The sequence below is a fragment of the Streptomyces sp. CRN 30 genome (assembly GCF_034105845.1).
Window position 1 is genome coordinate 1 of the sequence record NZ_JAVRHI010000407.1, and the last position, 18523, is coordinate 18523.

Here is an 18523-nt window from a genome sequence, read left to right on the forward strand (position 1 = left end):
GCCCGGCCCGCCCGCCCGTACGGCGTCCCACCGCACGACGCCCCGGCCGCCGCGACGGCGGCTGACGCCCCCGCCCCAGCCCACGACTACCGACCGACCGACCGTCCACCCCGACGGCCACCCCCCAGCGACTCACGCCCCGCCACGGCGACCCACGCCCCGCCACGGTGACCGACACCCCCGCCACGGCCGACCGACGCCCCGCTCACAGCAGCGGGCCGCCCCGCCCGTCCGCCCCCGGAAGAGAGAGCAGCATGCCCCGCTTCAGCGTCATCGTTCCGTCCCACGGGGTCGCCGGGCGGCTGTCCCAGGCCCTGGACTCGGTGCTCGGGCAGTCCTTCGGCGACTTCGAGCTGATCCCGGTGTGCCGGACGCCCGACTGCTCCGCGGCGGACGTGGCCGCCGCGCTCGCCGGCCGGGACTCCCGGGTGGCCCCGGTGCACTCGCCGCCCGCGGACGGGCTGGCCGGGGCGCGCAACACCGGCCTCCGCGCGGCGACCGGCGCGTACGTGCTGTTCCTCGACGGCGACGACGTCCTGGTCCCCGGCGCGCTCGCGGCGCTGGACGCCCGGCTGGCCGGCACCGGCGACGTGGACGTCCTCTACTTCGAACACGAGCGCGTGCCGTGGTGGGAGGGCGACCCGGCCAACCCGGCCGCCCCGCTGCTGGCCGCCGCCCCGGACGGGGCGTTCGCGCCGGACGCGGCCCCGCGGCTGACCGGCGTACGGCTGCCGGCCTGGAGCGCGGCCTACCGCCGCGGGTTCCTCGCCGAGCAGCGGCTCGTCTTCCCCGCCGGCCACTTCACCGACGTCGGCTTCGGCGGCCGGGCCGCGGCGGCCGCCGCCCGCATGGCGGTGCTGCGCTCGGTCGTCGTACGGCACTTGGTGCGGCGCCAGGGCAGCCGCCTGAACCTGCCCGGCGCCCACCACGCCGAACTGCTGGACCAGGTGGAGCCGGTGCTGGTCCGGGCCGCCGAGCTGGGCCTGTCCGACGCGCGGCGCGCGGCCCTGTTCGAGCACCTCTTCGCGGCGGTGCTGAAGACCGCCGCGCACCCGCGCCGCCTCCCGGCCCGCCGCCGCGCCTTCTTCCGCCGGGCGGCCGAGCTGTACGCCGCGCACCGCCCGCCGGGTTTCCGGCCGCCCGGCGGCAGCCTCGGGGTGCAGCACCGGCTGCTGGCCCGAGGGGCGTACGCGGCGTTCCGCGCGCTGCGGGGCGCCAACCGCGCGACGACGGCGGCGCTGCGCGCGGTGCCGTACCCCCGCGGACTGCGCACCCGGGCGCTCTACCGCTGGCACCTGAGCCGCCCCCTCGATCCGGACCTCGCCGTGTACTGCGCGTACTGGGGCCGCGGCTACGCCTGCAACCCGGCTGCCATCCACGCCAAGGCGCGCGAACTCGCCCCGCGTCTCCGCGCGGTGTTCCTGGTGGAGTCCGGACAGGAGCACGCCGTACCGAAGGACGTGGAGCACGCCGTCATCGGCAGCCGCCGCTACTGGGAGGTGCTGGCCCGCGCCACGTACCTCGTCAACAACGCCAACTTCGCCGAGGGCGTGGTCAAGCGCCGCGGCAGCGTCCATGTGCAGACCCAGCACGGCACCCCGCTGAAGAAGATGGGCGTCGACCAGTCGACGTACCCCGTGGTGGCCGCCGCCACCGGCAGCTTCGCCAAGCTGCTGGGCCGGGTCGACCGCTGGGACTACAACCTGTCCTCCAACCGCCACTCCACCCGCGTGTGGGAGCGCGCCTTCCCGGGCTCCTACGAGCAGCTGGAGTACGGCTATCCGCGCAACGACGTGTACTGCACGGCGACCGCCGCCGACGTGGCCCGCGCCCGCGCGGAGCTGGGCGTGCCGGAGGGCGCCACGGCCGTGCTGTACGCCCCCACCCACCGCGACCACCACAGCGGTTTCGAGTCGGCCCTGGACCTGGAGGCGTTCTGCGCGGCGGCGGGCGAGGACGTCGTGGTCCTGCTGCGCGCCCACTACTTCTACGACCGGGGCGGCGCGGCCTCCACCGGCCGGGTCATCGACGTCACCGCGCACCGCAGCGCCGAGGACGTCTGCCTGGCCGCCGACGCCCTCGTCACCGACTACTCGTCGATCATGTTCGACTACGCCAACCTGGACCGGCCGATCGTGGTGTACGCCGACGACTGGGACGTCTACAGGGAGACCCGTGGCGTCTGCTTCGACCTGCTCGCCGAGCCGCCGGGACCGGTGGCCCGCACCCCGGAGGAACTGGCGGGCGTCTTCCGCGACGGCTCGTGGGCGGACGCCGCGTCGGCCGCGCTGCGGGCCCGGTTCCGGGAGCGGTTCTGCGAGTTCGACGACGGCCGGGCCGCCGAGCGGGTGGTGCGCCGGGTGTTCCTCGGCGAACCGCCGGAGGCGATCCCGCCCGTGCTCCCGCTCGCGGAGCGCGTCCCGGCCCCCGCCGCCGCACCCCTCGTGAGGAGCTGACCCGCAGTGCCCCGTTTCAGCGTCATCATCCCCTGCTTCAAGGTGCAGGGTTACCTCCGCGAGTGCCTCGACTCGGTCCTGGACCAGTCCTACCGGGACATCGAGGTGATCGCCGTGGACGACTGTTCGCCGGACGGCTGCGGCGCGATCCTCGACGAGTACGCGGCCCGCGACGAGCGGATGCGGGTGCTGCACCTGCCCGAGAACGTCGGCCTGGGCCGCGCCCGCAACGCCGGGATGCCGCACGCCGCCGGCGACTACCTGTTCTTCCTCGACAGCGACGACACGCTCACCCCGGGCGCCCTGCGCGCGATGGCCGACCGGCTCGCCGAGGCGGCCGACCCGGACGTGCTGGTCTTCGACTACGCCCGCGCCTACTGGTGGGGCGGGACGCGCCGCAACGTCCTCGCGCGCATCCTCGCCGACGCCGCGAGCGGCACGTTCACGGCCGTCGAACGCCCGGAACTCCTCGATCTGCTGATGGTGGTGTGGAACAAGGTATACCGGCGGGACTTCGTGGAGCGCGAGGGCTTCGCCTTCCCGCCCGGCTACTACGAGGACACCCCGTGGACCTTCCCGGTGCTGCTGAGCGCCGGGCGGATCGCCGCGCTGGACCGCATCTGCCTGGAGTACCGGCAGCGCCGCCAGGGCAACATCCTCTCCACCACCAGCCGCAAGCACTTCGACGTGCACGGGCAGTACGAGCGGGTCTTCGCCTTCGTCGACGCCCGCCCGGAGCTGGCCCGCTGGCGGCCGTTCCTGCACGCCAAGATGGGCGAGCACTGTCTGGACATCCTCTCCAAGCCGGACCGGCTGCCGCCGGGCGACCGGGCGGAGTTCTTCCGCCGGACGGCCGAGCTGTTCCGCGCGCACCGTCCCGAGGGCGCCGCCGTCCCCGGGGAACTGCGGGTCCTCGACGGGAGCTACGCGGCGTACGCGGCGCGGTGCCGGGCCGAGCGGGTCGGCCGCGCGCTGGCCCGGCGGGCGGTCCGGGCGGGCGCGGTGGCGGCCGGGCGGCTCGGCCCGGTCCGCTCGGCGGTCCGCGCCCGGCTCCCCCTCGACCCGGACCTCGCCGTGTACTCGGCCTTCTCCCACCGGGGCGCGCTCGGCGACCCCGGAGCGGTCTACCTTGAGGCCCGCCGGATCGCCCCGCACCTGCGGGGCGTCTGGGTGGTGAAGGACGAGGAGGCCGCCGCGGAACTGCCGCCCGGTACCGAGTACGTCCTCCTCGGCAGCGCGGCCTACCGCCGGACCACCGAACGGGCCACGTACTTCGTCAACAACGTCAACTGGCCGGGCGCGCTGCGCAAACGCCCCGGCACCGTCCACATCCACACCCACCAGGGCACGCCGCTGAAGTACATGGGCGCCGACCTGCTGGACAAGCCCGGTGCCCGGTTCGGCGTGGACGTGCCGCAGATGCTGCGCCGCGCCGACCGCTGGGACCACAGCCTGGTCGCCAACCGCCACTCGGAGCTGGTGTGGGAGCGGGCCTACCCGTGCCACTTCGCCTCCGCGCGCACGGGCAGCCCGCGCAACGACGTCCTGGTGCGGGCACGCGAGGCGGGGACGGCCGGGACGGCCGGGACGAGCGTGCCGGCCGGGGCAATGGGGACGGCCGGGGCCGAGTTCCGGTCGCGGCACGGCATCCCCGCCGAGAACACGGTGGTGCTGTACGCGCCGACCCGCCGCGACTACCGGCGCGGCGGCCACGTCGACCGGTTCGACCCGGCGCGGCTCGCGGCCGACCTCGGCGCGGGCCACACCCTGGTCGTCCGGCTCCATCCGTCGCTCGCCACGGGCCCCGCGCGCGGCCTGGGCCTGGCCGAACTGCACCGGCGCGGCGTCCTGGTCGACGCCACCGGCACCCCGCGCGTCGAGGAGGTCATGCTCGCCGCCGACGTCCTGGTCACCGACTATTCCGCCCTGATGTTCGACTACGCCAACCTGGACCGCCCGATCGTGGTCCACGCCGACGACCGGGACGCGTACGCGGCGAGCCGGGGCCTGTACTTCGACATCACCGCCGAGCCACCGGGCCAGGTGGCGCACTCCTACCGGGAGCTGGCGTGGCTGCTGACGTCGGGGGCGTGGCGGGACGAGGAGGCGGCGCGGCTCAGGACGGCGTTCCGGGCGCGGTTCTGCGAGTTCGACGACGGACGGGCCGCGGAGCGGGTGGTGCGGACGCTGCTGCTGGGCGAGGAGATGCCGGGCGCGGTGGCCCTGCCGGACGCCCGGTCGGCCCGTACGGCCGCCGGCCACGACCTGTCGGCGCTGTCATGACGGGCCGCGCCACGAGCCGTCCTGGGCCACTGGAATCACCGGGGCCGCTGGGGCGGTCGGGGCGGTTGGGGTCGCTGGGGGCGCTGGGGCGGCTGCGCCCGCGTACCTGGGTGCTGCTGCTGGCGGCGGTCTTCGCCCTGCTCCAGCTCGCCAACGTCACCGGCCGGGACACCCCCGACACCAAGAACTACCTCTCGTACGCCCTGAGCCTGTCCGGTGCGGGCAAGCGGGGCGCGGCGGCCGGCGCCATCGAGCACTACTGCGCGAGCCGCGCGTCGAGCGCGAAGCGCGCGCAGAGCGTGCACGTCGTCCACTTCCACCGCGCGGACCCGACCGCACGGCACCTGGCGGGGTGCCGGGAGCGGGAGTGGCGGCGGGTGGAGACCCGGCTGGAGGCCGGGCAGACGGGCGGGCACACGGTGCCGTTCATGCCGGAGCGGTTCATGCGGATCTTCGAGGTGCGGCCCGGCTACCCGGCGTTCCTCGTCCCGTTCGTCACCGTGCTCGGGGTGACGTGGGGGGTGTGGACGGCGAGCGTGCTGGTCGCCGCCGCGGGCGGGGTGCTCGCGTTCCTGATCCTGCGGACCCTGTCCGTCCCGGTGCCGCTCGCGCTGACCGGTCAGGCGCTGTACTACGTGCTGCCGTGCGGGGCGACCGCCATGCGCCCGATGACCGAGGGGCTGCTGATGGCGCTGACCCTGACGGCCGTGCTGGGCTGCGCACTGGTGGTGCGCGGGCGGCGTGAGCGGGCGGGGCTCGCGCTGGTCGCCGGGTCGCTGGCGCTGCTGTTCACCGTCAAGCACTCCCAGGCGCTGTTCCTCGGGTCGTCTCTGGCGGTGGCGGGCGCGGCGATCGCGCTGCGGCGCCGGCGGCGGGGCCGGGCGCCGGGGCGGGACGTGCTGCGGCTGGCCGGGATCGGCCTGGGAGCGGCGCTCGCCACGGTCGTGCTGGCCCGGCTGCTGCACTACCCCTCGGAGTCGGAGAGCCTCCAGGACCTGCTGGCCGACCACTTCGCCCGGCCGGACCGGGCGCGGCCGTGGCCGGAGTTCCTCCAGTTGCAGGGCAACTTCTGGACCGAGTGGACGCGCCGGCAACTGCGCGAGCCGCTGTTCGTCACCGCTCTGGCGGCGGGCGCGTGGGGTGCGCTGCGGCGGCCCGCGTTCGGCGCGTTCCTGCTCGCGGCGGCGGCCACCGGCGTCCTCACCCAGATCGGGCATCCGGACATCGGCATCTGGGGCGGGCGGCTGATCGTGCTGGCATGGCTGCTGCCGGTGGTGGGCATCCCGCTGCTGCTGGAGCCGGTGGTGCGGGCACCGGTGGCGCTGCCGGCCCAGGGCCACGCGGACCGGGCCCGCGCGATCAGCTGACCATCATCTGAACGATCATCACTCGATACGGTGATCAGGGGTTGAGGCCGCCGACCCGGCCGGGAACATACGGCAGATGCCCCGAACGCCCCAGCCTCTCTCCCCGTCCGTCCGGTGAGCGCCGACGTCCTCGTCCGGCGGGCCGTCCACGGCGCCACGGCGCTGCGCGGCGGCCGCGTGTGGCGCCCGAGTCCGTACCAGGCGGCCGCCTTCCTGTTCTTTCTGGTGATGTCGCTGGCCTACTGGCGGGTGCCGCTGTGCTGCGACGCGGGCCAGCACGCGGCGGTCGTCGAGCGGCTGAAGGCCGACCTGTTCCACCCGCGCCACCCGATGGCCGACCTGCCCGGCGCGGGCAGCGCGTACTACTCGCCGTACGCCTTCGCGCAGGGCGTGTTCGCCAGGGCGAGCGGGCTGGGCGGCTGGGAGGTGGTGCGGCTGGCCGGTCCGCTGAACCTGCTGGTGCTGCTGACCGGCCTCAACCGCTTCGTACGGGTGCTGACCCCGCGCCCCTGGGCGCCGGTGTTCGCGCTGCTCGCGATGGTGCTGCTGTGGGGCACCGAGCGGGCCTGGTGGAGCGGCTACCTCGGGCTGATGTCCATGACGGGCAACCTCGGCTACCCGTCGGCGTTCGCGATCGGCCTCACCTTCTGGGCCTGGGCACTCACGGGGGCGCGGGCGCGCGATGTGCGCCGGGTGCGGTACGTGGGTCCGAGCGGCCTGCGCGCGCTGCCCGGGTACGCGGGGCTCGGCGTCCTCTACGGGCTGGTGCTGCTGGTCCACCCGATCACGTCGGTGGCGGCGGTCCTGGGCGGGGTGGCGCTGGTCGCGGGGTGGCAGCCGCGGTGGCGGGCGGCGGTGCTGGGCCGCTGGGCGCTGACGGCGGGCGCGGCGGTGCTGACCGCCGCGGTCTGGCCGTACTTCGACGTGTTCGCGCTGGCGGGCGACGACAGCGTGGACGCGCTGCACCGGAAGCTGTACACGCGTCTCGTCGGGGAGTTCTGGCTGGCCGTGGTGGTGGGGCTGCCCGCGCTGTGGCTGCGCGGGCGCCGCTCGCCGCGGGACCCGCTCGTGCTGATGTTCGTCCTGGACTGCCTGGTCGTGGCGTACGGCTGGGTCAGCGGCCACTACACCTACGGCCGCATCCTCGGGCTCGCCCTGGTGCCGCTCCAGTTCGCGCCGGCGGTGGAGCTGGCGGCGCCGCGGCCCTGGCCGGCTCCCCGGCGGTGGCTCGGCCGGGCGGCGGCGGCCGGGGCCTGTCTGGGGTTCTTCACGGTGCACGCGGGCGCGCTGGTGCCGGCCGGCTTCCCGCAGCCGCCCGACTGGCCGGAGTACAGCTGGGCGGCGCGGCACATCGGCCCCGGCGAGGTGGTGATCACCGACGGCTACTACGCCGGTCACGCGATCGCCGGGTACGGGCCGAACCTCGCCGCGCCCGCCTGGCCGGACCCCGCCCTGGACGAACGGGAGCGGAGGCGGCGCGAGCGGGACGTCGAGCGCTACCTGGACCGGGACTCGACCCGCGCGGAGCGCGCCGCCGTCGTCCGCCGCCACCACGTGCGCTGGCTGCTGCTGACCCGCTGGCGGCCGGTGCCCGAGGAGGCGGTGGTGGTGGCGTGGAGCGAGCGGACGGGGGAGGTCCTGGCGCGGGTCGGGTCCCCGCCGGGGACCACTCGATGACCGGGCCGGGACTACTCGATGACCCCGCCGGAACTACTCGATGACCAGCTCGACCGGGATGTTGCCGCGGGTGGCGTTGGAGTACGGGCAGACCTGGTGGGCCTGCTCGACCAGCTTGCGGCCGGTCTCCTTGTCGACGCTCTCGGGCAGCTCGACGCGGAGGGTCACGGCGAGCGCGAAGCCCTCGCCCTCCTTGCCGATGCCGACCTCGGCGGTCACGGCGGCGTCGGAGACGTCGACCTTGGCGGCGCGGCCGACGAGCCCGAGGGCGCTGCCGAAGCAGGCGGCGTAACCGGCGGCGAACAGCTGCTCCGGGTTGGTGCCCTTGCCGTCGCCGCCCATCTCGGTGGGGGCGCTGAGCGCGAGGTCCAGCTTGCCGTCGGAGGAGACGGCGCGGCCCTCACGGCCGTGGGTGGCGGTGGCGGCGGCGGTGTACAGCGCGTTCATGGGAAACCGTCCCTGATGAGGAGGAGCGTCCTGACGACGACAAGTAAAGCACGCAACTCAGTTGTGCACAACTGAGTTGCCCCGTAGCTCTTCGCCGTATCCTGGAGTCATGACCATGCCCGCGGCCGACCGGCTCCGCCTCGACCAGCAGATCTGCTTCTCGCTCAACGCCGCCTCGCGCGCCTTCGGCGGCCTGTACCGCGTCCTGCTGAAGGACCTGGGCCTCACCTATCCGCAGTACCTGGTGATGCTGGTGCTCTGGGAGCACGGCGAGCTGCCGGTCAAGCGGCTGGGCGAGCACCTGCGCCTGGACTCGGGCACGCTCTCACCGCTGCTGAAGCGGCTGGAGGCGGCCGGCCTGGTCGTGCGCGAGCGCAGCGCCGAGGACGAGCGGTCGGTCCGGGTCCGCCCCACCGAGGAGGGCACGGCACTGCGGGAGCGGGCCCTGGAGGTGCCCCGCCGGATCGCCGCGGCGACCGGTTTCGACCTGGCGGAGGTCCAGGATCTGCGGGCCCGCCTGGACCGCCTGACCGACGCGCTGGACGCCGCGACGACGGCGGACGGAACATAGGCCCCGGGGGCGTTTGGACCGTATGCGCGCGTTAAGAGGCTGATACGGCATTCATCCGGCTTACGATCCGCCGTGATGTCCGACGTGATGAGACGCCCCCACCCCACCGGGACGGCCGGTGCGCCCGCCGGGACGGCCGGTGCCGTCACCGTCGTCGTCATCGGGTACCAGGACGCCGCGCACGTGCCGGACGCCGTGCGGTCCGCGCTGGCGCAGGGCGCCGCCGTCCGCGAGGTCGTCGCGGTGGACGACTGCTCGACCGACGGCAGCGCCGAACTGCTCGGCCGGCTGGCCGACGGTGAGCCCCGGCTGCGGGTGGTCCGGCTGCCGGCCAACAGCGGCGGCTGCGGCACCCCGCGCAACACGGGCCTCTCCGCGGTGGCCTCGCCGTACGTGATGTTCCTGGACAGCGACGACGTGCTGCCGCCGGGCGCGGTGGACGCGCTCCTCACGGCGGCCGTCGCCGAGCGCGCGGAGGTGGCGGGCGGCCTGTGCGTGCGCCGTGAGCTGCCCGCGCGCCGGGACGTGCCGTGGCAGCCGGCGCTCTACGCGCGGCGGGCGGTCGTCGCCCACCCCGCGCGCCGCCCGCGCCTGGTCCACGACACCCTCTGCGTCAACAAGCTCTACCGCACCGCGTTCCTGCGCGAGCACGGCATCCGCTTCCCCGAGGGCCGCTTCCCCTACGAGGATCTCGTCTTCACCGCGCGCGTGCTCGCCGCCGGACCGCGCGTCGTCCTCGTCCCGGACCCGGTCTACGTCTGGCACGTGCGCCGGTCCGCCGAGCGGCTCTCCATCTCGCTGGACCGCGCGGGCGTCGACAACTGGCGAGCGCGCACGCACGCGTGCCGCACGGCCCACGACATCCTGCTCGCCGCGGGCGAGAAAAGGCTGGCACGGGCGGCGCGGGCCAAGTTCCTCGACCACGAGCTGCGGATGTACGTCCGCGAGCTGGGCCTGCGGGACGCCGGACACCAGCGCGCGTGGTGGGCGCACACGCGGGCGTACCTGGCCGAGTACGACGCGGCGGACTGGACGCGGTCCCCCACCGCGCCGGGGCGTCTGATCGGCCGGGTCGTCCTCGCCTCGCCCGGACCGCGCGACCTGTCCCGGCTGCGGGAGCTGGCGGCCCGCCCGGCCCGGCTCCTGCCGCCGTACGCCACCGCGCCCGACGGCACCCCCCTCTGGTCCGCCGCCCTCCCCCACCTCACCCTCGAACCGCTGCTGACCCGTCCCGTGCGCCTGCTGCCCCTGGCCGTCGACGCCGAACTGCGCCCGTCCGCGCGCGGCCCGCGCCTCCGGCTGCGCCTGCACGACCTGTACGGCCGGGTGACGGAGTCGGGCCCGGTGACGGCGGAGGTGCGCTGGGAACGCCGCGAGGACGGGCACCGGCACCCGTGCGGGACGACGGCGTTCGCCCCGCCGGGAACACGCGGGCCCGGCGGACACGCGGCGGGACCGGCCGGGTCCGGCCGCCCTCCGGCGACGCCGACCGGCACCGCTGTGGCGCACGGCCACCCCGTGCTGCGGGGCGGCGGCCCCGTCCCGCTCGCCGGGCCGCGCGGACCCGGTGCCGGGACCTGGGAGCTGCGGCTGCTGCTCCGGTTCGGGGACGGCACGACCCGGGAGGTCACCGCGCACGCCCGCGCGGGCGCCGGGCGCCTGCGCCGCCGCGTCCTGCCGAGCGCCCGGCACGGCATCGTGCTGATCCGCCCGTACGCCACGCACTCCGGCGCGCTGGCGCTGCGCGTGGCGCTCGGGGCGCGGGGAGCGGCGGGCGTGGTACGCGACAGGCTGCGGCGCCTGCTTCACTGAGAGGCGACCACTGCCACTCAGGGAACGGACGAGGGGACGGCCACCATGACCTGGCTGATCACCGGCGGCGCCGGCTACATCGGGGCGCACGTCGTACGGGCGATGACCGAGGCGGGCGAGGAGGCGGTGGTGTACGACGACCTCTCCACCGGCGTCGCCGACCGCGTACCGGACGGCGTGCCCCTGGTCCAGGGGTCCACCCTGGACGGCGACCTGCTCCGGCGGACCCTCGCCGGACACGGCGTCACCGGTGTCGTCCACCTCGCGGCGAAGAAGCAGGTCGGCGAGTCGGTGGACCGGCCGCTGCACTACTACCGAGAGAACGTCGAGGGCCTGCGCGTCCTGCTGGAGGCGGTGACCGCGGCCGGGGTGCCGTCCTTCGTCTTCTCGTCCTCGGCCGCGGTGTACGGCACCCCCGACACGGACCTCGTCACCGAGGAGACGCCGTGCGTACCGATGTCGCCGTACGGCGAGACCAAGCTCGCCGGCGAGTGGCTGGTGCGGGCCGCCGGCCGCGCGACGGGCCTGTCGACGGCGTCCCTGCGCTACTTCAACGTCGCGGGCGCCCGCTCCCCGGAACTGGCGGACACCGGCGTCACCAATCTCGTCCCCATGGTCTTCGAGAAGCTGACGGAGAACGCGGCCCCGCGCGTCTTCGGCGACGACTACGACACCCCGGACGGCACCTGCGTACGGGACTACATCCACGTACTGGACCTGGCGGAGGCCCACGTCGCGGCGGCCCGCGTGCTGCGGTCGTCCCCGGGCCGCGACCTGACCCTGAACATCGGCCGGGGCGAGGGCGTCTCCGTCCGCGAGATGATCGACCAGATCAACGCGGCCACCGGCCACGACCTGCCCCCGACGGTCGCCCCGCGCCGCCCCGGCGACCCCGCGTGCGTCGTCGCCTCGGCCGACCGCGCCGCCGCCGAACTGGGCTGGAAGGCCAAGTACGACGTCCAGGACATGATCACGTCGGCGTGGGCGGGCTGGGTCAGGCAGCACCCGGAGGCAGCCCGGGACGGGGCCTGATTACCGGGACGGGACCCGAGCACCAGGACGCGACCTGAGCACCGGGACGCGACCTGAGCACCAGGACGGGACCTGAGCACCGGACGTACCGCACCTCGTGACCTCGCCGCTCGCGCGGTGGGGTCACAGTGCTTTCAGCGCCGCCGTCGTGGCCCGCGTCAGCGCCGCCAGATAGCCCTTCGGCGGCTTCGGGCCGCGGATCACGACCGAGCGCCAGTACAGCGGACCGGAGATCAGGTCCAGCGCCAGGTCGTGGTCGAAGCCCGAGCGGATCTCGCCGCGCCGCTCCGCCGCCGCGAGGATCGAACTGGCCACCCCGTCCTGCCCCTCCCGCAGCGCCTTCTGCATCGCCTCGGCGATGTCCGGGTTGCGGGCCGCCTCGGCCTGGAGGTCGGGGATGACCTGGGAGGCGACCGGGTGCCGCAGCGCCCTGGACGTCACCTCGTACAGCAGCCGCAGATCGCTCTCCAGGGCGCCCGTGTCCGGCGCGGGCAGCCCCCGCACGGCCAGCGCCGAGACGATGTCGAGCACCAGGTGCAGCTTGGAGCGCCAGCGCCGGTACACCGCCGTCTTGCCGACCCCCGCGCGGCGCGCGATCCCCTCGATGGACATGCGCGCGTAGCCGACGCCCGCGAGCTCCTCGAAGACGGCCGCGCGGATGGCCTCCGTCACGTCGGCCCGCAGGACGGCCGCCCCGGCGGGGGCCCTGCGGCGCGGACGTGGCTGAGGCTCGTCGGCGTTGGTGGTCATACGCCCCAAGCATAGGGGCGTGACGACGAAACGGTTGCGTTCCGACGTCAATTCGGCCTAGTCTCCCGTTGCGACGATACGGTCCCGTCCCGACGTAGCACCGCGACTACTCACCCCTCCCCCCGAGTGAAAGCAGCGGATGTGAGCCAGGTCCTCCACACACCGCCCCCGCCGACGGCCCCGTCCCGGGCCGTCACCGAAGACCTCTCGGCACTCGCCGCCCGGCACGGCCTGTCGGTCAGCGGGGCCCGGCCCACCCTGCCCGACTACGTGCGCCGGCTGTGGGCCAGGCGGCACTTCATCGGCGCCTTCTCCACCGCCAAGCTCACCGCCCAGTACAGCCAGGCCAAGCTGGGCCAGGTCTGGCAGGTCATGACCCCGCTGCTCAACGCGGCGGTGTACTTCCTCATCTTCGGCGTGCTGCTCCAGACCAAGAAGGGCGTGCCCGACTACGTCCCGTTCCTGGTGACGGGCGTGTTCATCTGGACCTTCACGCAGAGCTCGATCATGTCGGGCACCCGGGCCATCTCCGGCAACCTCGGCCTGGTGCGGGCCCTGCACTTCCCCCGGGCCGCGCTCCCCGTCTCCTTCTGCCTCCAGCAGCTCAAGCAGCTGCTGTACTCGATGGCCGCCCTGGTCGTCATCCTGCTGGCCTTCGGTGTGCCGCCGGCCGCCTCCTGGGTGCTGGCGGTCCCGGCCCTGGTGCTCCAGTTCACCTTCAACGCCGGCGTCGCGATGATCATGGCCCGGCTGGGTTCCAAGATCCCCGACATCGCCCAGCTGATGCCGTTCGCGCTGCGCACCTGGATGTACGTCTCCGGCGTGATGTGGAGCATCGACCAGCTCATCGACAGACACGGCGACCTGCCGTCCTGGGTCGGCCCGGTCCTCCAGGCCAACCCCGCCGCCGTCTACATCGACCTGATGCGCTTCGCCCTGATCGACACCTTCCACGCGAGCCAGCTGCCCTCCCACGTGTGGCTGCTCGCCGTGGGCTGGGCCCTGCTCGCCGGGATCGGCGGCTTCATCTACTTCTGGAAGGCTGAGGAGACGTACGGCCGTGGCTGAGCACACTGAGGAACGCGTTCCCACCGTCGTCGCCGACCGCGTCGACATCGTCTACCGGGTCAACGGCACCGGCGCGGGCCGGGGCTCCGCCACCGCCGCGCTCAACCGGATCGTCCGCCGCAAGAAGACCGAGAAGGCGTCCGGCGTGCGCAAGGTGCACGCGGTGCGCAACGTGTCCTTCGCGGCGTACCGGGGTGAGGCGATCGGCCTGATCGGCACCAACGGCTCCGGCAAGTCGACGCTGCTCAAGGCCGTCGCCGGTCTGCTCCCGGTGGAGAACGGCAAGATCTACACCGACGGCCAGCCGTCCCTGCTCGGCGTCAACGCGGCGCTGATGAACGACCTGACCGGCGAGCGCAACGTCTACCTCGGCGGCCTGGCCATGGGCATGTCCCGGGAGCAGGTCAAGGAGCGCTACCAGGAGATCGTCGACTTCTCCGGCATCAACGAGAAGGGCGACTTCATCACCCTGCCGATGCGCACGTACTCCTCCGGCATGGCCGCGCGGCTGCGGTTCTCCATCGCCGCCGCCAAGGACCACGACGTCCTCCTCATCGACGAGGCGCTCGCCACCGGTGACCGCTCCTTCCAGAAGCGGTCCGAGGCGCGCATCCGCGAACTGCGCAAGCACGCGGGCACGGTGTTCCTGGTCAGCCACAGCAACAAGTCGATCCGCGACACCTGCGACCGGGTGCTCTGGCTGGAGCGCGGCGAACTGCGCATGGACGGCCCGACCGACGAGGTGCTCAAGGAGTACGAGAAGTTCACCGGCGGCCCGGACAGGGCGAAGCCCAAGCCGAAGCCGAAACCGAAGCCGAAGCCCAAGGCCGCGACTGAGCCCAAGGCCGAGGCCGAGGCCGAGCCGCAGGCCGAGCCAAAGACCGAGGCCGGGGCCGCCGAGCCGAAAGACGCCGCCGTTCCCTCGTGAGGCGTAGCTCCGGTCAGCCTTGTTGACGCATCGGCGCCAGTATGGCCGTAGACGTCGTGCGGCGTGCCGAAGCGAAGGGGGCCATCGCGATGCCCGAACTCAGTGTCGTCGTCCACGGGCCGAACACCCAGGACCACCTGACCGGGCTTCTCGACTCGCTGGCCGCGCACCCGCACCCGGAGACCGAGGTGATCGTCGCGGCGGTCGGCGACTGGGCCCGCGAGACCGCCGAACGGCACGCCCCCGCCTTCCAGGTCGTGCCGCTGCCAGACGGCACCGGCGACGCCGCGGCCCGGACGGCGGGGGCGGCCCGCGCGACGGGCCGCTGGCTGCACTTCGTCCACGCCCAGGACGGCCTGCCCGCCGGCGCCCCCCGCACGGTCGCCGAGCACACCGCCGCCCTCCCCGACCCGGTCGACGTCCTCCTCGTCGACCACGTCCGCTCCACCTGGCGCACCTTCGGCCTGCCCTCCCCGGACGGCCCGCTGCTCGCCCGCGCGGGCCGCGCGGGACACGCCCTCGACGACTGCGCGCACCTGCTGCGCACGGCCCCGCTGCTCGGCACCCGGATCGTGCGCGCCGCGTTCTGGCGGGCGCGCGAGGAGTTCCTGACGACGGACGAGGAACCGTTCGCCGCGTACGCCGCGCTGCTGCTGGCCGACCGGGTCGCCGCGCTGCCGCACCCGGCGTACGAGGAGCGCCGGCTGCGCGCCGAGTCCCTCCCGCCGGTCACCGCCGAGCGGCACTACGCCCTGATCGACCGCTACGAGCGGCTCCTCGGCCTCGCCCACGACCGCCCCGCCCCGTACGCCGTCCTGTACGACGTGATGGTCCGCGACTGCCTGCGCACCTTCGTCCGCGCCGGGATGCCGGAGCCGGTCGCGCGGGAGTTCTTCCGCCGGGCCTCGCTCGCGGCACTGCGCCGCCGCCCCGAGGGGCACCGGCGCCCGGCCGGCCTCGAAGGGGTGCGCCGCTCGCTCCTCGAAGAGGGCTCCTACGGCCGCTACCGCGCCTTCCAGGCCGCCAACCACGCGCGCCGCACCGTGCGCGCCACCGTGCGGACCCGCCGCGGGCAGGCGGTCGCCCGGCTCCGCGGCCACCAGTACCGGCGTGCGCTCGCCGCCCCGGCCGACCCGGGTCTCGCGGTGTTCTCGGCGTACTGGAACCGGGGCGTGGCCTGCAACCCGGCCGCGATCGCCGCGAAGCTCGGCGAACTCGCCCCGCAGATCCAGCCCGTGTGGGTGGTCGACGCCGCGAACGCGGCCCTGCTGCCGCCCGGCACCGACCACGTCGTCCCCGGCTCCCGCCGCTGCTGGGAGGCGCTGGCGACCGCGAAGTACCTGGTCAACAACGTCAACTTCCCGAACGCGGTGGTCAAACGGCCCGACGCGGTCCACCTCCAGACCCACCACGGCACCCCGCTCAAACGGATGGGCCTGGACCAGCTGCCCTACCCGGCCGCCGCCAAGGGCACCGACTTCCAGGCGCTGCTGGAGCGCGTGGACCGCTGGGACTACAGCGTCTCCGCCAACAGCCACTCCACCCGCATGTGGCAGCGGGCCTACCCCTCGCGCTGGGTCTCCCTCGACCACGGCTATCCGCGCAACGACGTCTACTACACGGCGGGCGCCGACAAGGTCCGCGCGGTCCGCGACCTCCTCGGCATCCCGCCGGGCCACCGCGCCGTCCTCTACGCGCCGACCCACCGCGACTACGAGGCGGGCTTCACCCCGCGTCTTGACCTCTCCGCCCTCGCCGACCGGCTCGGCGAGCGGACGGTCCTGCTGGTCCGCGCCCACTACTTCTACGAGGGCTCCGGCTCCCCCCTCAGCGGCCTGCACCGCCCAGGCCGCGCCGCCCGCATCGTCGACGTCTCCTCCTACGATCCCGTCGAGGACCTCTGCCTCGCCGCCGATGTCCTGGTCACGGACTACTCGTCGATCATGTTCGACTACGCCAACCTCGACCGGCCGGTCGTCATCCACGCCGACGACTGGGAGACGTACCGCACCACGCGCGGCGTCTACTTCGACCTGATGGCCGACGCGCCGGGGCCGGTCGCCCGCACCCAGGCCGACCTGACGGAGATCCTCACCACGGACGCCTGGCGCGACGAGCGCGCCGCCAAGGCGCGGGCCGCCTTCCGCCGCCGCTTCTGCGAGTTCGACGACGGCCGCGCCGCCGAACGCGTCGTACGGCGGGTCTTCCTCGGCCAGGACGAGGAGTCGCTGCCGCCGGTCCTGCCGCTGGAGGAGCGCACACCGGCCCCGACCCCGGAGGAGTGCGCGTGACCACCCCCGGCGCTCCCGGCGCTCCCGGCGCTCCCGGCGCTTCCGGCGCTTCCGGCGCTTCCGGCACCTTCAGTGCCCCCGGTGCCCCCGGTGCCCCCGGCACTCCCGGCACCCCGGACGTCACTGTCACGGTCATCGTCCACAACGACGCCGGACGGCTCCCCCGGGCCGTCGAGTCCGTCCGCCGCCAGACCCACCGGAACCTGGAGATCGTCATCAGCGACGACCACTCCACGGACGGCACCCCGGCGGTGGCACGGGCGCTGGCCGCAGCGGACCCTCGCGTCGTGTACCTGCGCCTGAGCGAGAACAGCGGCGGGTGCAGCGCCCCGCGCAACCGCGCCCTGGAGATCGCCCGCGCCCCCCGCCTGATGTTCCTCGACAGCGACGACGAACTCCCCGAGCGTGCCGTCGAGACCCTCCTCGCCGCCCACCGCGCACGCGACCTCGACTTCGCGATGGGCGCGGTACGGAGGGTACGGGTGGACAACGGGCGCCACTCGACCTGGATGCCGCACCTGGTCGCCGAGGAACGCACGCTCGACGGCATCGAGGCCGACCCCCGGCTCTTCTTCGAGCACCTCGCCACCAGCAAGATGTACGCCCGTGCCTTCCTCGACCGGCACGGCCTGCGCTTCCCCGAGGGCATCCACTACGAGGACCAGCTCTTCTCGGCGCAGGCGTACTGCCTGGCCCGTACCTTTACGATCGTCCCGGACCCGGTCTACCTCTGGTACATCGAGCCCTACGCCGCCTCCTCCGACGCCTCCATCTCCAACCAGCGGGACCGGCTCACCAACGTCGCCGACCGCGTCCACGTCCAGCGCCTCATCGACGCGTTCCTCGAAGAGAGCGGGCACGGGGCGCTGCGCGAGGACAAGGACCACAAGTTCCTGAAGCACGACTTCCGCATGTACGCGGGCGACCTGCCCTTCCGGGACGAGGAGTGGCTGTGCTCCTTCGCGGAGCTGGTCGTCCCCTACCTGGACACGCTCGCCCCGGGTGCCTTCGCCCGGCTCCCGCGCGCCGAACGCGTCGTCCTCCAGCTTCTCCGCGACCGCCGGCTCGACGACGCGCGGCAGGCGGCGCGGGGACTCGGCCACGGGGTGGCGCCGCGCGCGGTGACGACGGACGAGGACGGCCGTACGTACTGGGGTGACCACGTCCCGGAGACGGCGGACGCCCGCCGCGAACTGGACCTGACCGACCTGGAACTGGACACCCGCCCGTTCTTCAGCGCGCAGTTCCGGCACGAGATCACGGACGTCGGCCGGGGCGCGGGCGCCTCCGTCGACCTGACCGTGCGCACCTACGATCCCGCGCTCCGCCTGCCGGTCGGCCCGCGGCGCGCGACGCTGCTGCTCTCTCCCGGCGGACGCCGCATGACGGTGCCGTTCCGTCTGGTGCCGGTGCGGCCGGGGGTCTTCGAGGGCCATGTCCACCTGGACCTGGGGGCGGCCCGGCTCCCCCTCCAGGGCTTCACGGGCGTACGCCATCCCCTGCTCCGGCTGCGCCACCAGGGCCAGTCCCACACGAGTCTGCTCCTGGCCCCGCCGTCCTTCCCGCCCCTGCGGGCCCGCGTCCCCTACCGCTCCGGCACGTCCCCGCACGTCATCACGGTCACCCCGGAACCCCACGCCCCCGGCCGCCTGAGCATCGCCTGGCACCCCACGGGCCTCCCCGCCCGCCTGCTGTCCCCGCTCCTCCGCCGCGTGACCACCCCCCGCCTGAAACAGGCGGTCCGAACGGCCCCCGCAGCCCTCCCCTGACGGGGGGGGGGGGGGGGGGGGGGGGGGGGGGGGGGGGGGGGGGGGGGGGGGGGGGGGGGGGGGGGGGGGGGG

At 74.5% G+C, this 18523-nt stretch carries 13 protein-coding genes; 11 read left to right on the forward strand and 2 right to left on the reverse strand.

All coding sequences use genetic code 11. The features are described from left to right. Positions 1–254: 254 nt before the first annotated feature. From UW392_RS45095 to UW392_RS45110, 4 genes are all read left to right on the forward strand, one after another. A complete protein-coding gene (locus tag UW392_RS45095) occupies positions 255–2456 on the forward strand; it encodes a bifunctional glycosyltransferase family 2 protein/CDP-glycerol:glycerophosphate glycerophosphotransferase (protein WP_320781144.1) in 2202 nt (733 codons plus the stop codon). A gap of 6 nt (positions 2457–2462) precedes the next feature. Then, entirely contained in the window at positions 2463–4739 is a 2277-nt protein-coding gene (locus tag UW392_RS45100; protein ID WP_320781145.1) for a bifunctional glycosyltransferase family 2 protein/CDP-glycerol:glycerophosphate glycerophosphotransferase, read from the forward strand. Between the two features lie 92 nt (positions 4740–4831). Next, entirely contained in the window at positions 4832–6106 is a 1275-nt protein-coding gene (locus UW392_RS45105; protein WP_320781155.1) for a hypothetical protein, read from the forward strand. 114 nt (positions 6107–6220) lie between these two features. After that, positions 6221–7783, forward strand: a complete 1563-nt coding sequence (locus tag UW392_RS45110; protein ID WP_320781146.1) for a hypothetical protein — start codon at positions 6221–6223, stop codon at positions 7781–7783. Between the two features lie 33 nt (positions 7784–7816). Here the strand turns inward: UW392_RS45110 and UW392_RS45115 are convergent, their stop codons facing one another. Further along, positions 7817–8230, reverse strand: a complete 414-nt coding sequence (locus UW392_RS45115; RefSeq protein WP_320781147.1) for an organic hydroperoxide resistance protein — start codon at positions 8228–8230, stop codon at positions 7817–7819. Positions 8231–8339: 109 nt separating this feature from the next. Here UW392_RS45115 and UW392_RS45120 point away from each other — a divergent pair, with 109 nt between their 5' ends. From UW392_RS45120 to galE, 3 genes are all read left to right on the forward strand, one after another. Then, positions 8340–8801 (forward strand): MarR family transcriptional regulator, encoded by a 462-nt coding sequence (locus UW392_RS45120; RefSeq protein ID WP_320781148.1) that lies wholly within the window; start codon positions 8340–8342, stop codon positions 8799–8801. Between the two features lie 87 nt (positions 8802–8888). Further along, entirely contained in the window at positions 8889–10613 is a 1725-nt protein-coding gene (locus tag UW392_RS45125; RefSeq protein ID WP_320781156.1) for a glycosyltransferase family A protein, read from the forward strand. A 45-nt stretch (positions 10614–10658) separates the two neighbouring features. Continuing rightward, positions 10659–11645 carry a UDP-glucose 4-epimerase GalE gene (galE, locus tag UW392_RS45130; protein ID WP_320781149.1) on the forward strand — a complete coding sequence of 329 codons (987 nt, stop codon included), beginning with the start codon at positions 10659–10661 and terminating at the stop codon, positions 11643–11645. Between the two features lie 123 nt (positions 11646–11768). On the opposite strand, the gene UW392_RS45135 is transcribed toward galE, so the two are convergent. After that, a complete protein-coding gene (locus UW392_RS45135) occupies positions 11769–12395 on the reverse strand; it encodes a TetR/AcrR family transcriptional regulator (protein WP_320781150.1) in 627 nt (208 codons plus the stop codon). A gap of 141 nt (positions 12396–12536) precedes the next feature. Between UW392_RS45135 and UW392_RS45140 the strand changes: the two genes are divergently transcribed. The 4 genes from UW392_RS45140 to UW392_RS45155 all read left to right on the forward strand — a co-directional run bounded on the left by UW392_RS45140 (position 12537) and on the right by UW392_RS45155 (position 18451). Continuing rightward, positions 12537–13463 (forward strand): ABC transporter permease, encoded by a 927-nt coding sequence (locus UW392_RS45140; protein WP_320781151.1) that lies wholly within the window; start codon positions 12537–12539, stop codon positions 13461–13463. Continuing rightward, entirely contained in the window at positions 13456–14391 is a 936-nt protein-coding gene (locus UW392_RS45145) for an ABC transporter ATP-binding protein (RefSeq protein WP_320781152.1), read from the forward strand. The genes UW392_RS45140 and UW392_RS45145 overlap by 8 nt, the downstream gene beginning before the upstream one ends. 89 nt (positions 14392–14480) lie before the next feature. Further along, positions 14481–16682 carry a CDP-glycerol glycerophosphotransferase family protein gene (locus UW392_RS45150; protein WP_320781153.1) on the forward strand — a complete coding sequence of 734 codons (2202 nt, stop codon included), beginning with the start codon at positions 14481–14483 and terminating at the stop codon, positions 16680–16682. Beyond that, positions 16679–18451, forward strand: coding sequence for a glycosyltransferase family 2 protein (locus tag UW392_RS45155; RefSeq protein WP_320781154.1), 1773 nt, complete (start codon positions 16679–16681; stop codon positions 18449–18451). The genes UW392_RS45150 and UW392_RS45155 overlap by 4 nt, the downstream gene beginning before the upstream one ends. The last annotated feature ends 72 nt before the right edge of the window (positions 18452–18523 follow it).

Coding starts and splice junctions, on each gene's coding strand:
- UW392_RS45095 (WP_320781144.1), top strand. CDS start 255: ATGCCCCGCTTCAGCGTCATCGTTCCGTCCCACGGGGTCGCCGGGCGG.
- UW392_RS45115 (WP_320781147.1), bottom strand. CDS start 8,230: ATGAACGCGCTGTACACCGCCGCCGCCACCGCCACCCACGGCCGTGAG.
- UW392_RS45120 (WP_320781148.1), top strand. CDS start 8,340: ATGACCATGCCCGCGGCCGACCGGCTCCGCCTCGACCAGCAGATCTGC.
- UW392_RS45125 (WP_320781156.1), top strand. CDS start 8,889: ATGAGACGCCCCCACCCCACCGGGACGGCCGGTGCGCCCGCCGGGACG.
- galE (WP_320781149.1), top strand. CDS start 10,659: ATGACCTGGCTGATCACCGGCGGCGCCGGCTACATCGGGGCGCACGTC.
- UW392_RS45135 (WP_320781150.1), bottom strand. CDS start 12,395: ATGACCACCAACGCCGACGAGCCTCAGCCACGTCCGCGCCGCAGGGCC.
- UW392_RS45150 (WP_320781153.1), top strand. CDS start 14,481: ATGCCCGAACTCAGTGTCGTCGTCCACGGGCCGAACACCCAGGACCAC.